This is a genomic window from Pseudomonas sp. ACN8 (assembly GCF_002303925.1).
Taxonomy (GTDB): Bacteria; Pseudomonadota; Gammaproteobacteria; order Pseudomonadales; family Pseudomonadaceae; genus Aquipseudomonas.
Genome location: NZ_MRCS01000005.1, coordinates 97,058 through 110,516 on the forward strand (window position 1 = coordinate 97,058; position 13,459 = coordinate 110,516).

Here is a 13,459-nt window from a genome sequence, read left to right on the forward strand (position 1 = left end):
AGTCTCCTTGACTTAAAGGCTGTTCAACTTTTCGCGGGCGGTGCGGATCTCGGCGGTCTTGGCCGAAAAACTGCTTTGAACGCTGCTCATCAGTTCGATAAAGGCGGTGGCTGTGCGGGTGTAGGGCGCGCAGAGTTTCTGGATCTGTACTTGCTCTTGATCGATGGCCTGGTCGAGCGCTGCGCTCAATTCCTCACGGCGTTCCACCAGGCGCTGCTGGCGAGCCGCCGCGAGTGACGGGGCCATCTCGCTCGACATTTGGTCAAGGTGCAGGGCCAGGCCAGGAATGCCGCTTTTGGCCTGCATCCCTTCGCGGCCCAACTCAACACCGCGCTGATAACGACGGCTGGAGACTTCAAAGCACGTCGGCTGGAACCCCAGGCAACGCAGCACCTGGCCTTCAATGCGCTCACGCACCTGCGCCATCGCGCCGTTCTGATCCAAGTCCAGAAGACTGAACACCAACACCAGCCGCTGTTCGAGCGCATCGCCATGGATGTCACGCAGTTTGAGCAGCAGGTTGACTTGTTCCTCGTCCAGCTCCCCCGGAGGCGCGTGAACAAACAGCACGATATCGGCGATATCGAGCCCTTCCATGGCCTGCCGGCTGTCGCTCTGGTCGATGCCCAGGCCCGGTGTATCGACCAGCACGTAGTGCTCAAGCTCAAGTTGCTGGTTTTCGCGGGTGGTACGCACCGCGCCGGTGGCGAAATATTCCTTGTGTACATGCCCGCTCAGCATGTTGAGCAACGAGCTTTTGCCAGCCTTGACCACCCCCCAGGCAGCGATGCGCGGCTTGAGTGGCGCGGTCTCTGTGTGTTGCTGCTGGAGACGTTTGCACTCGGCCTCTAGCGCATCGATGTACAGCACTGCTTGATCCATAAACCTGAAACTCCTTGGGGCGCCATCGTCCAACGACAGCGCGTTGTGCGACTGCGGTATATCAAGATATCTACAAATAATGCCACATTGCCATGATCGACCGCAGCCGCGTTGTTCATGCCTACCGTCGCGCGGCTTAAAGCCCCCGTCGTGCCATAAGCTCCGCTACGGCTGCCTCAAGCCAGCCCGCCGCACGCATTTTCAGGGCGGTGCTGCCGCACTTCGGGCAGGTGACGAACCAGTCGCCGGGCATCAATGCATCGCTGCGCGGTGCAATAGTTTTCTTCCAGTTGCAGTCTTCACACACAAACGTGAAGGGCCTGGGTTTTATCGGCATGAATCGGTTCTCCTATAGAGCAATGCCGCGGATTATTCTTCGACCGGGATCAGCGCCTGCAGGATTTCCAGCTTTCGCTGCAACTGCGCGACGTGCTCTCGCTCGGCCCGCAACGCCGAACGCAGTTCGCGGTTTTCCGCTTCCCAGATCTGCGCCCAGTGCAAATCCTTCTGATAATGCGCGACCATTTTCCAAAGCTCGCTCAACTTCAAACACTGCTGTACCAGCACCAGCAGGATCACACCCATCACCACCAATGCGCCCGTCGAAACCACATCCGGCATACTCATGCTCACATCCTTTCATGTCTTCGATGTATTCCGAAGACAGAGACACGATATGTAGTGATTAACGACAGGTCTAGAATGTAGACTTATACAGGTAAAGTATTCAACCACATGGAGCGGATATGAAACGCAAGCAATCCATCGAACAAGTGCGCTGGGACCTGGCACTTCGCTATCGTTTGATCGAGACCGTCGCCTGGTGGGAAGGCCGACTGACCACGGGTCACTTGATCCAGAGCTTCGGCATCAGCCGCCAGCAAGCCTCTAAAGACATCAACACCTACATCAATGAACATGCGCCCCGAAACTTGACATATGACAAGCAACGCAAGGGCTATGTACCGAGCAAGCAGTTCAAACCGCTTTTCATCGATGACAGCGCAAGTGCCTACCTACACCTGCTTTACCAGAACAATGAACGGGCACCGCATATCGATGGGCTGGCCCTGGCTTACGCCCATACCAAGGTGCTCGAAGTACCCGACCGGCCGATTCGGCCAGAAATCCTGCGGCCCTTGCTCACGGCTTGTCGCGACGGTTTGCGCCTGGAGACCGAGTACGTTTCGCTCAACACCCCGAACGTGGAAATCCGCCTGATTGCCCCTCACACCCTGGTGTACACCGGGATGCGCTGGCATGTGCGCGCATATTGCGAGAAAAACCGCGAGTACCGCGATTTTGTGTTGAGCCGCCTGCGGGGCGATCCGGATTTGCTCGACGAGTCGCAGAACACACGTGAGCTGGACGTGGACTGGAATACCGAAGTACCCATCATCTTTGCACCCGATGGCCGCTTGAATGCAGCGCAGCAGGCAATCATAGAAACCGATTTCGGTATGACGGATGGACAACTGGTAGTCGCCAGCCGCAAGGCGCTGGTTAAGTATGTATTGCGCCGCTATCAGGTCGACCCACGAAACCAGGCCACCAACCCTGAGGCTCAGCAGATCGTGGTCAGCAACATCAAGGAACTGAGGCCATGGCTCATGCATGATTGAGGCCCATTTCCCGCCAGAGACGCAACGCACGGATGCAGTTTTCGATTTCAGCCGTGAGTAGCTGTTGCGCCAGCGCGTGATGGCCGTTGAGCAGGGCGATATTGCGCACGGTATTGCCCTGGTGGTTCTTCGCGCCCAGATCAAGGCCGAACGTCACGTAGCGGTCGATGAAGTACCGGGCGGCCTTCAAGTGGCCGTTGACCAGCAGCCAATGCAGCGGCGTGTTCCCCAGCCTGTCACGGTCATTGAGGCTGGCGCCCAGCCGGTAACGGGCTTGCAGGGTTTTGACATTGCCGTATCGCGCAGGCAGGTGGATGTACTTGTCGTGGGGCATAAAGCTGCCCCGGCCGGCCCAGCTTCGAATCTGCGGGTTGCCCCGGGCGCCGAGTAGCTCCAGCGTGTCGATCAGGCCGCTACGGTTCAGCCGGTAGGCCATGTCCAGTGGCGTGTCGCCTGCCAGGTCGCGCTGATTCAACCCCTGCGGATTGAGAGGCTGTACATCATCGAGCAGTACACAGAGGTGCCAGTCGCTGAGGCCAAGCTCAGCCCTGTCTTCGAGGCGATCAAGCATGGCGATCGACCGTGCCATATCTGACCGCCATGCACAGGCCGTTGACCAGGCTCATTTCGTGGGGCGTCATGCATCGCACGGCGGTCAGGTCCGGGCAGGCGACAATGCAAGCCAGGGATTTGGCGCGACTGACGGCCACGTTCAAGCGGTTTTTCGAGTACAGGAAACCAATGTCTCTGGGCAAGTAGTCTTCATTCGAGGTCGCCATCGATACGATGACAATCTCCGCTTCTTGTCCCTGAAACTTATCCACAGTGCCGACACGAGCGCCCGCTGGCAGCACCTGTTTCAACAACTGCACTTGCAGGTTATAGGGTGCTACTACGAGGATGTTTTCGATGCAGATCGCGTGCTCTGCGCCCTTGTTATCCACATAACGCTGCCGCAAGAAGTAAGCGTAAAGCGCTTTGACTTGCGCCGCTTCTTCGTCCGAACTCTGGCTGTTGCCATCGTGCGCCACAGGGCAAAACATCAGCCCGCTGGTCGGCACCTCCGGTCGCTGGCCATCCAGTAACAACACCCGTTGCTCGGTACCTGGCGCCGAAGAAAGTTGCCCTTCGTAAACGGCTTGCGAAATGAATGAGCAAACGTGGGGGTGCATCCGCCAGGTTTGCGCCAGGAACACCCCACGATCAGGCGCGATGGTAGGCGTACCATCCAGCAGATAGTCGAGGATGGAATCGCCGGAGCGACCCGGATGCACGCCTTGCACCGGTTGCGACAATTGCATCTGATCGCCCATCAGGACGATGTTACGCGCAGCCATGCCCATCGTGACCAGATTCGCCACACTCACCTGGCCAGCCTCGTCGATGAAGAGATAGTCCAGTTGCTCGGTGAAGGCGGGATCGGCAAATAGCCAGGCGGTGCCGGCCGTCAAGTCAATGTTCGGCCCCCAGGCATCGAGGAATTCCTTTTTGTCCTCGATGGAACGAATGCAGCGGCCGGTGAACTCCGTACCTTCTCCGTCCGAGGACTTTTTCAACCCCGTGAAAGTGAACCCCTCTTCTTGCGCACGAGATTCAACCGCCGCCAGCAGGTTGTTGATGGCGTGGTGCGAATTGGATGTTACGCCGATGCGCTTGCCCGCCTTGAGCAAGTCAACGATGACGTGCGAGCCAGTGTAGGTTTTGCCTGCACCTGGCGGTCCCTGAATAAAGAGCACGCTGTGTTCGAGGTTACGAACCACCTGCTTGATGGCTTCAACCGTCGGCAGGCCTGGATCAAGCAGGGGTGCACCGGGCTCGACATCTTTCACCCGTGGGGCGCGTCGATACAGGAAGTCCGCAACCGCCTGGAAGTGCTGTTCGCCAGCCAAGAGGCTGTCGGCATAACGGAACATCGCCTTGCGCAGAGGCGTAGAGGGGATCGGCCTGCCGGGAATCATGTCGAAGTAATCAGGCGGCGCATTTCTCTGGGTAGCCTTGAATGTCGCCAGACCGTTGTCATGGTCCAGATGAACCAGCTGTACGCTGGCCAGGGACTCGGTGATGACGCCCTGAGAACCGGCACGCATTTTGGTTTCCTGGGGTTCGAAACTGTACTCATACAAAAATGACTGTTTGATCGGTTCCGGCAGTGTTTTCGTGCGCTGCAAACCGGCCAGGCTCTCGATGTCCTCCAGCAGCTCCTCAGTTGTCATGTCCTGGCGGCTGAACAGTTGCCACCACGTCGGTTTCTCTGCACGGCGGTGGAAGTCGAGTAGCTGGAAGGTGAGCAACGTGACCTGATCCTCGTCACTCATGGCCTCGTCGTCGGTGCTCAGATCACCCAGCAAACGATCGCGATAATCTTCCAGACGAATCTCGATCTCCTTCTGCTCCGCCATGGATTTCTCGCTTTCGGCTTCAGGCCTGAGAAAAGCGCCTGCATTCGACGGTTTTATTTCCAACAGCCAGTCACGCAGAAGATAGGTCGATAGCACATCGTCTTCGTTGTAACGCTCGATCTGCTCAAGCAACGCCGATTCGCCGGTCTCTTTCCACCGCTCATAAAACACGATGCTCGCGCCGGCATTGGTGACGTCGCCGTCGCGCTGATCCATGTAAAAGTGCTCGATATTCTTGATCGAGTAGCTGGGCTCGGACACCCGGATCGCTTCGCGCACAACCTTGTACAGATCGATCAGTTTGCCGTTGCGCAGCAACCAGTCCACTTGTGCTTCACGCGTCCCGTGCTGGCTCATCAGGCGCTTGATAGCTGTCTCTTCGTAACTGGCGTAGTGGTAAATATGCGCGTCGGGGTAACGCTTAAGATGGCTGGTGACCCAGTCGATGAACTGCTCGAAGGCGACCTTTTCTTCTTCTCGGGTATGCGCCCAGAAGGGTTTGAAGATTCGCTGCCCACCCTCGTCGATGTAAAGACCGAAGAGGTATTCCAGGCCGCCCTCTTCCAGCGGATTGCCCTCCATATCGAAGAACAGGTCGCCCTCGACCGCCTTGGGCATCCGATAAAAACCACGTCGCTCACCCGACACGGGAAGCAGCTCGAATAGCGGGACATCACTGGAACGCCCCTGGAACTGCAAACGCGCCTGATGCCGCAACTTGCTCAATGACTCTGTCTGCAGTTTTGGAATGCGCAGGTCGTCAGTACTGTCCGCCAGCTGGTGCAATGTGGTCACGCCGGCACTCTGTAACTTCTGGATTTGCGAACGACTGATACCAGCTACCGCCGAGAGGTGATCGTCCTGCAGTCGTTGTTCGTCGCAGCGATCACGCCAGGCGCAGAACCCACAATGCCCGCATGGCTCCGGGTAGGTAACGGGTCGCTCGGCACCGTTCACGAACGCTTCGAAACGCTGTAGCACATGCTCCAGATAATCGGCGTAGTCGGCGACCCGAAATGCCTGCTCGGTACACGCAGCATCACCGAGTACGACGTACATGAACTGTGGCTGTACGCCCTGGATCGAGATCAGCATTCGTGAATAAAGCGCAACCTGTACAAGGAACTTGGCCTTGGCCGTTTTCGCCAGCTTGGTGTCGATCACCTCATAGCTGTGGTCGCCCAGCGCCGACACCCGCGGCACTTTGCGCAGGAAGTCGGCATGACCAATAAAGGCGCCTTCCTGAAGCGACGCCTGGAAGATGATATCGGCGCCGGCCTTCATGGCCTGGATGGTCAGTTCCACCCGGCGCGCGAAACTCGGATTGCCCTCGGCAATGTCGACAACGTTGGCGTATTGGTTTTTGAGCCGTTCGAAAAAGGCCGCTTCATGGGCCAGACCTTTGTCCTGGATCAAACGGTTCTGTTCGCTTGCCGCCGCTTTCTCCATAGGGATGACAAGGTTCTGAAGATCCAGCGCCGTGAGGTGCTGGCACTCAAGAAAACCGCAGATGTCTGAGGCGGAGTACAACTGAATTCCGTTTCGGGTTTGCATGGTCGTTTCCAGTCCGGTGAAGCACCCAGGAACGCTTCACGCTAATTCAATGTCGTGTGGGAGTCAGGCGTCGAGCGAGCATCCGCGGAAAAACTGCTCGAATAAGGTCGTCGGCAAATGTTGTGCATCGAGCAGGCCGAAGTGCTTGCCCACGTTACGCCCCAACGCCATCAGCGTCCTTGCAGAGTTCTCTGTACCGGCATATCCGGCGCTCAAGATGTAATCGGTTCGCTCCTTGTCGGTCGTCGCCCGCCGATACGCATTGCCCGTGATCAATACATCCACCAAACAGACACTTACCCGCTCATCACCCACGGTGAACTGCTCTAATGTCTCGCTTGCCAGTGCCGCACACAGTCCATCCTTGCCACCCGCGACGATTCGCTCAAGCTCTGCGAGCGGCCGGCCGAACAGGTCGAACTCCTCAATCGAGAACGCGAAACAGTAGCCCTGCGCCGTAGCACGCGTGAGCGGGTTCTCGTTACGCGGGTTCGTCAACAGCCAGGCAACGAAGGACGCTTTATCGTCGAGCGAACCGCTGCGGCGGAAGGCCAGATAATCCTTGAGGACCTGACTGAAGGGGTGCCCGGTAGGCACCCAGCCGGTGGCGTCACGTTCACTTTTCTGCGCGTCGATCTCTGGCACTGCTTCTTTCGGATCAGTCGCCAGAGTTACACCAAAGCACCGCAGGTCATAGCCGAGCATAAACAGGCTGGCCTCGAAGGCGTGGCATCGCGCGGGCAGAGCCCCTTGTTCGGCAAACCAGCCGGTACGCTCGAGCAGGGCTCGGATAATCCACCCCAACCGCACCTGCCAACGTGCCCATGCGGCATAATCGATCGCCGAAAATTGCGGCGCCGCCAGTCCGTTCAAGAACGCTCCCGGGTTGCGGATCTGGCTGCCACGAGCGCCTCCAGACGGGAAAGCCAGCAGAGGTTTGCCGCTCCCCGTCCATTGCTGGCGAAACAGCGAATACAACATGCCTATCGCTGCGCCGACGCGACTGTCATAGATGGGTGAACCCGACGGATCGAGCAAGGCGTGAATCTTGGTCAGGCCAGCATCGAAACGCTCGACACTGATCGCGTCGAGATCATTCAGATCATTGTCGCCGTCGAGCGACATGAGCCCGGCCATTTCCCGCAGATAGCTCGACAGCTCGCCCTTTTCGGCCAGCCGGTGCAAAAATGGAATGGCTCCCCGGACACCACCCCAACGAAGAATCTGCAAACACGCCTGAAGCGCTTGTTGTTCGTCCCCCCGGTTGACCGCACTCGTCAGCCACTCGCGAAGTTGTCCGAGAGAGCGTTGAGTTTCAGCCCAGGTTTGTGAATCCACCGAATTTTGATGGGTATCTTGCCAGCTTGCTTTCCAGCGGTATTGCTCAAGAATCTGCTCGAAACCCTGAACATCAGCGGTTAAACCGCCCGGCACAAATTTGCTCGCCTTGAAGCGCAGCTTGAACGTCAACGTCGGCAAGTTCGTTGCGAGCCATGCGATGAAGGACTCAACTTCAGGTTGCGCCAGGAACTGTTCGCGCTTCATGCAGACCACCTTGCAGGTAATATCGAATGGCCATACCCTAAGCAAAACCACAGCCCCCGTCCATGTTGTTTGTCCGTACAGGTAAACAAATGGAGCAGGTTCTCAGGCCCTCGATAGAAACTTCTCTACCCATGCCTGGGTTTAATCAAAAATATGTAAAGTTTTCAGACGCTCCCAATCTGTTGACGTACTGCCCATGACCTCAAGGATCGGCACCCCATGGACCATCAAGCACTCAAGACCCGTCATCGACAGGAACGTGAAAGTCATCATCCCAACCTCACCTTGCGTGTTCATCGGGCGCTGAGTTGGCTCAATCGTGCCGAGCAAGCTGACGATGTCGATGGGCGTTTTATCTTCCTGTGGATCGCCTTCAACTCGGCCTACGCCACCGATATTGACGAGCAGTACCGCCTTTCCGAGCAGTCCACGTTCACGGCGTTCCTGGACAAACTCTGCGCGCTCGACACGGCCAACCTGATCGAGAATCTGGTCTGGTCCGCGTTCTCCGGCAGCATTCGCGCGTTGCTGGACAACCCCTACGTGTTCCAGAGCTTCTGGGATTACCAGAACGGCAAGATCAGCGAGCAACAGTGGACCGAGCGCTTTGCCAGCGGTCGGCGAGCAGCGCAGCAAGCGTTGGCCAACCGCAATACCCCAGCAGTGCTCGGCGTTCTGTTCAATCGAATTTATACATTGCGAAACCAGGTCATGCATGGGGGCGCAACCTGGAACAGCAGTGTGAACCGGGATCAGCTGCGCGACTGCTCAAACCTTCTCGGCAAGTTGGTGCCAGTGATTATTTTGCTGATGCTGGATAACCCGGAAACGCTATGGGGTGATGCTTGTTATCCGGTTGTTTCTTAGGTCGTGGGACTTTCCAATCACGCGATCACGAACGAAGTGATTCCGCTGGCTGTTCATCCTCATCACCTAACTTGCCACTGTCGAGCATGACATCTTCGTCCTCAATCAGAGGGACTGCGAAAATGCGGGGACTTTGGGCGCAAACTGCGCCCGTTCCCGCCCACGAACTGTTCAAGGAAAGAATGCAATGATCAAGAAATCGGTATCGGAGCTGTCGTTCGTCAACAAAGGGTCGCCATTGCCCACTGTCGAGGTCGACTCGCACTCCGTCGAAAATGCGGGCTTTAGTATCTACCGCACTGTGATGCAGGTACTGACCCAGTTGGCCGAACAGGACGCATCACTTCGCGCAACCCTTTACATGTACGCTTCTGCCAGCGTCAATTTCCGTGAGCAGAGCTGGTCTGAATTCCTGTTGGTTGCCGGCCCTAATAAGGTTCTACTGGCCTTGGGCGCTGGCTTCGAGCGGTTGCCAGCGGTGAAGTCGCGGTTCAGCGATTACGTTTCGTCCTCCATAGCCCTGCGCACCTTTCATGTCGAGGATGGGCTGGTATGGGAGCAGGAGGACGCCTGCACTTGGTATTCCAATGGTCAGAGCCTGGCTGACCTGACCGAAGAGGCCGAAGAGGCCGATGATGATCCGGAACTTATAGAGGGGGATGAAGAGGACGAGGACTGGGATGTCGAGGAACCAGATGCCGAGGATGAGCAGGGTGCAGACCAGGCCGTGGCCACTGCCGAGCGAAGGGCGGTGCGCTATCGGGCCGCACGTTCGGATGCGAAGGTCAGCAGCATTCGGGCAGCCATCGAGGAAGTCTTTGGTCTACCGGAAGGTTCGGTCGCGCTCTGTGGACCGGATCGGCGTGCGTTGCGGGGGGATGCCCGGATCAGGACGTTGCGCAAACGCTGGGAAGAGAGCTGAGCAGGGGAGCCGATAAATGACGCATGAATCTCCTGTCCGGGTCAGCACCCTGGCATTCGACGATCTGCTAAAGGTAGGTTGGCCATTGGCACTGGACAGTTATCAGCGCGGCTTCGTGTGGGGCCCGGACAAGCTGTTGCAACTGACCAGTGATCTCGCAGAGTTCGCAGGCCAGCCGGACAAAACCTTGCCTTACTACATTGGCGCGGTATTGCTGCATCGCGATGTGCACCAATCGAGAAGGTTCATCATCGATGGTCAGCAGCGCATCACGGCGTTGTCGCTGCTGTATCACCGCGCGACCGGTGCACTGCCAGCGGGCCAGGTGCTCAGCTATTCGGGGCAGTCCGCACGACATATCCGTGAAGGGATTCAGGCGTTGAAGCAGCAAGAGCCGATTGCACCGGAGATCATCGGAAAGCTTCGTCTGACGGTGATCGAGGTGGACAGCAGCGACCTTGCCTTCACCTTTTTCGATACCCAGAACAATCGCGGCGTGCCTCTGCGGGCCACCGACCTGCTCAAGGCCTATCACCTGCGTGCGATCGATCACGCAGACGCTGAGGGCGATCTGAAGACAGCCCTGCAGCAGCACTGCGCCGAGCGCTGGGAGGCGCTGCAACGTCAACCCGCGATACTGTCGCCCGGCCAGGATTTTGCCCCCAACCTGTTCAATCGTTTTCTCTGGCGTGCGCGACGTTGGCGCGGTGCGCAAACTCCAGCGGGCAGACACGAGACGCTGCTGACCGAGTTCCAGTGCGACACATGGAACCACGTTGCGGACAGCCGCAGCAGCGTCGACAGCGTGCCGCTCTACGCCACCCGACACAATCGGCTGGCAACTGCGTTGACGCTGACGGGCGACGGAGAGCACGTACTGCACGGCAGTCATCTGCGCATCAGCCACAACCCCGCGAACTTGCCGATGGCACTGCGCCAGCCCATTCATGAGGGCGTGGGCTTCTTTCTCTACGCAGACAAGTATGCCGCCCTGCTGCAGAGGCTGATGAACGATCCTGCGCCGTGCGCGCAGGTGAGTTTTTTCCGCGCGATATATCGACAGCTGCTGTGCAACAACCAGGAGTATCTGCGCGAAATTTTCATGCTCTGCAGCCTGGTGTACATGGATCAGTTCGAAGTCGAGCAACTGACCGCGTTTGCCTTACGCCTGGAGTTTCTGCTGGGCGCAATTCGCCTGGAGAAAAAACAGGTCAAGCAGGAAACCGCCGCCAACTTCTTCAGGTTGGCCGAGCTAAACCTGCTGGATGTGATCGCACAAAGCTACCATCCGAAACAGGTGCTGGACTTTCTGCAAAAGCGCCAAAAGGCCGTGGCATCGTTGTATGCCGATGAAACGATTGAAGTGGGGAATGGTGTGCAAGGTCGATACAAACGGGCTGTTCTGGCGTTCTACAAAGTGCAGGCGGATCCTGAATGCCGCAACCTTGCGGACAAATCGCAATGGCTTGAGGTGTTTCTTAAAGCCTCCCATGGAGGTCGCCATGAGCATTGATTCCAGCCTCTGCACTCTGCAACAGCTGGCCAACAGGAAAGACGCTGCGTGGTGTTTCAATGTGCCGATCTACCAGCGCCTGTATGTGTGGGGTGATGAGCAGATCAAAACACTGCTGACAGACATCGCCAATGCTTTCGATCGAGGCGACACGCAGTTCTTCCTGGGCGGCACGCTGTTGGTGGAAAAAACCACCGATGAAGATCGCAATCAGGGCATGCGCCGCTTCGACCTGATCGACGGCCAGCAGCGTTTCACCACGTTGTGGATGCTCAGCACGGTGCCGGTATGGAGCCAGGTGATGGAGGACTTCAGTAGGGTTGTGCTGAAGGAAAGGACGATTCCGCGTCTGCACTTCTCAATCCGGGAGCAGGTGAACGACTTCCTTGCCAGCATGATGCCGGGGGGGAAAGCGACGAGCAGCGAAATCATCGACACTCAGAGCATGAGAGAGGCTCAGCAATTGATGGCCTCCTTCGCGCAGACCTACAAGCGTGCGGACGGCGGGCCTGTTGATGATGAATATCTCAAGGCGCTGGCCAGCTTTGTGTATCGCAATGTATCGCTGGTGCTCACGCAAGTGCCTGAGGGCATGGACCTGAACAAGCTGTTCGAAGTCATCAACAACCGTGGTATCCAGCTACAGCACCACGAGATCCTCAAGGCTAGGTTGCTGCAGGACATCCCCGCGGAAAGCCGTTTCCGTTTCGCGGCATTGTGGAATGCCTGTGCCGACATGAGTGGCTTTGTCGAGCGCAATCTGTGTCTGGAAACCCAGCTGGAGGCGCACCGACTGGGGGATCTCTATAACAAGGGGCAACTGCTCCATGCAGGCGCCGTACACGGGTTGCTCGATCGAAAGACCGACTCCCCGCAAACGGATGGCTACGACCGCCTGACCTTGCAGGCCATCGTTGACGGCTCTGTTACCGATATCGGCGCGTCTCCGGCAGCCATCGCTGAGGATGACGGAGAAGCCCCCTGGGCGCGGAGCATCATCGGCTTTCCACTCTTCTTGCTTCATGTGTTGCGTATCTGGCTGAAGGAGCAAGGGCAGGCGGATCTGCCGCGTGTGCTGGATCGGCAGTTGCTCGCCCTGTTTGAAGCCCACTTGCTGGCGCCAGCGGATTCGGCGCAGCGTGTGGCGAGGGCGCAAGGGTTCATTGATCTGCTCTGGCGCATGCGTGTGCTGTGGGACGAGTATGTGATCAAGTGGGTCGATCAGGGCGATGACGAAATCCATCAGGTCTGCCACACCTCGATTTCCGCCAGTGAAGACAAGCGTTACATCAATCGCAGTCGCGACAATGCCGTGCACCAGGGCCTATCGTTGCTGCAGAGCATGCTGTATCACTCGCAGGAAATCACCACCCATTACTGGCTGACCCCCTTCCTGTACTTTATCCACAAGCATGCGCACACCGTGCGGGGTGGTGGCGGTGAAATCGAGCGGTACTACGGCTTCCTATGCCATCTGGATAACCAGCTGCTTGGAGAAGTGACGGATGCTGCGCTGGTCGTACGTAGCCGCCGGTTCATGGACGATCCCTGGCGTACCGCTTCGGCGCTGCAGTTCGAAGCTGTGCTGACGGAGGACCATGGCGTCAGATTTGCGCATTACTGGTTCTATAAACTGGACTTCGTGCTTTGGTATGAACAGCAACGTGATCATGAGTTCTGGGGCAATTTCCGTTTCACCGCGAAGAACTCGGTAGAGCATATTTCGCCGCAGACCCCACAGGCGATCGATACCAACACGGTCTCGCGGGATTGGCTGGACCGCTTTGGCAATCTCGCGCTTGTCTCGCGCAGTATCAACTCGGAGTACGGTAATCTGCCCTACAACGAAAAGCGCCAGCGATTCCTCAACAAGCGGGCGTACGAGAAGCGGCCTGACTCCCTGAAAATGGACTTGATCTATTCGAAGGAAACGTGGGGAGAGGTCGCGGCCGATGCTCATCAGGCTGCCATGCTGGCGGCACTGCAATGCCATTACCAAAGGGTTTTCACCATCGACTAGGGTGACGGTGAAGCAAGCGTTATCAGCGCTATCCATTAAGCGCAACGACAGGTGATAACCCTGCAGCGATGTCGCCCGATGAATCCACAGCCAGGAGCGACGGTTCAGCATCTACGGCGTAAGCAGGATTACACT

11 protein-coding genes are annotated in these 13,459 nt (G+C 57.5%); 5 read left to right on the plus strand and 6 right to left on the minus strand.

Annotation, left to right across the window (positions count from 1 at the left end):
* Window positions 1–12: 12 nt before the first annotated feature.
* The 3 genes from BSF44_RS04370 to BSF44_RS04380 all read right to left on the minus strand — a co-directional run bounded on the left by BSF44_RS04370 (window position 13) and on the right by BSF44_RS04380 (window position 1,509).
* Window positions 13–882, minus strand: a complete 870-nt coding sequence (locus BSF44_RS04370; protein WP_095942426.1) for a GTPase — start codon at window positions 880–882, stop codon at window positions 13–15.
* Between the two features lie 136 nt (window positions 883–1,018).
* A complete protein-coding gene (locus tag BSF44_RS04375; protein ID WP_095942427.1) occupies window positions 1,019–1,219 on the minus strand; it encodes a hypothetical protein in 201 nt (66 codons plus the stop codon).
* Between the two features lie 32 nt (window positions 1,220–1,251).
* Window positions 1,252–1,509 (minus strand): hypothetical protein, encoded by a 258-nt coding sequence (locus BSF44_RS04380; protein ID WP_095942428.1) that lies wholly within the window; start codon window positions 1,507–1,509, stop codon window positions 1,252–1,254.
* A 119-nt stretch (window positions 1,510–1,628) separates the two neighbouring features.
* Between BSF44_RS04380 and BSF44_RS04385 the strand changes: the two genes are divergently transcribed.
* Window positions 1,629–2,504, plus strand: coding sequence for a WYL domain-containing protein (locus tag BSF44_RS04385; protein ID WP_095942429.1), 876 nt, complete (start codon window positions 1,629–1,631; stop codon window positions 2,502–2,504).
* Here BSF44_RS04385 and BSF44_RS04390 read toward each other — a convergent pair.
* From BSF44_RS04390 to BSF44_RS04400, 3 genes are all read right to left on the minus strand, one after another.
* On the minus strand, window positions 2,491–3,093 hold the full coding sequence (locus tag BSF44_RS04390) for an ankyrin repeat domain-containing protein (RefSeq protein WP_095942430.1): 603 nt from the start codon (window positions 3,091–3,093) through the stop codon (window positions 2,491–2,493). The genes BSF44_RS04385 and BSF44_RS04390 overlap by 14 nt on opposite strands.
* Entirely contained in the window at window positions 3,068–6,457 is a 3,390-nt protein-coding gene (locus BSF44_RS04395; RefSeq protein WP_095942431.1) for a TM0106 family RecB-like putative nuclease, read from the minus strand. The genes BSF44_RS04390 and BSF44_RS04395 overlap by 26 nt, the downstream gene beginning before the upstream one ends.
* Before the next feature lie 63 nt (window positions 6,458–6,520).
* Window positions 6,521–8,002, minus strand: a complete 1,482-nt coding sequence (locus BSF44_RS04400; protein WP_095942432.1) for a hypothetical protein — start codon at window positions 8,000–8,002, stop codon at window positions 6,521–6,523.
* Window positions 8,003–8,221: 219 nt separating this feature from the next.
* On the opposite strand from BSF44_RS04400, the gene BSF44_RS04405 reads away from it, so the two are divergent.
* The 4 genes from BSF44_RS04405 (at window position 8,222) to BSF44_RS04420 (ending at window position 13,324) form a co-directional block, all read left to right on the plus strand.
* A complete protein-coding gene (locus BSF44_RS04405) occupies window positions 8,222–8,869 on the plus strand; it encodes a HEPN domain-containing protein (RefSeq protein ID WP_095942433.1) in 648 nt (215 codons plus the stop codon).
* A gap of 187 nt (window positions 8,870–9,056) precedes the next feature.
* Window positions 9,057–9,791 (plus strand): hypothetical protein, encoded by a 735-nt coding sequence (locus tag BSF44_RS04410; RefSeq protein WP_095942434.1) that lies wholly within the window; start codon window positions 9,057–9,059, stop codon window positions 9,789–9,791.
* Window positions 9,792–9,807: 16 nt separating this feature from the next.
* The gene (locus tag BSF44_RS04415; protein WP_095942435.1) at window positions 9,808–11,304 is read left to right on the plus strand and encodes a DUF262 domain-containing protein; all 1,497 of its coding nucleotides are present in this window, start codon (window positions 9,808–9,810) and stop codon (window positions 11,302–11,304) included.
* The gene (locus BSF44_RS04420; protein ID WP_218194541.1) at window positions 11,282–13,324 is read left to right on the plus strand and encodes a DUF262 domain-containing protein; all 2,043 of its coding nucleotides are present in this window, start codon (window positions 11,282–11,284) and stop codon (window positions 13,322–13,324) included. The genes BSF44_RS04415 and BSF44_RS04420 overlap by 23 nt, the downstream gene beginning before the upstream one ends.
* Window positions 13,325–13,459: the final 135 nt, after the last annotated feature.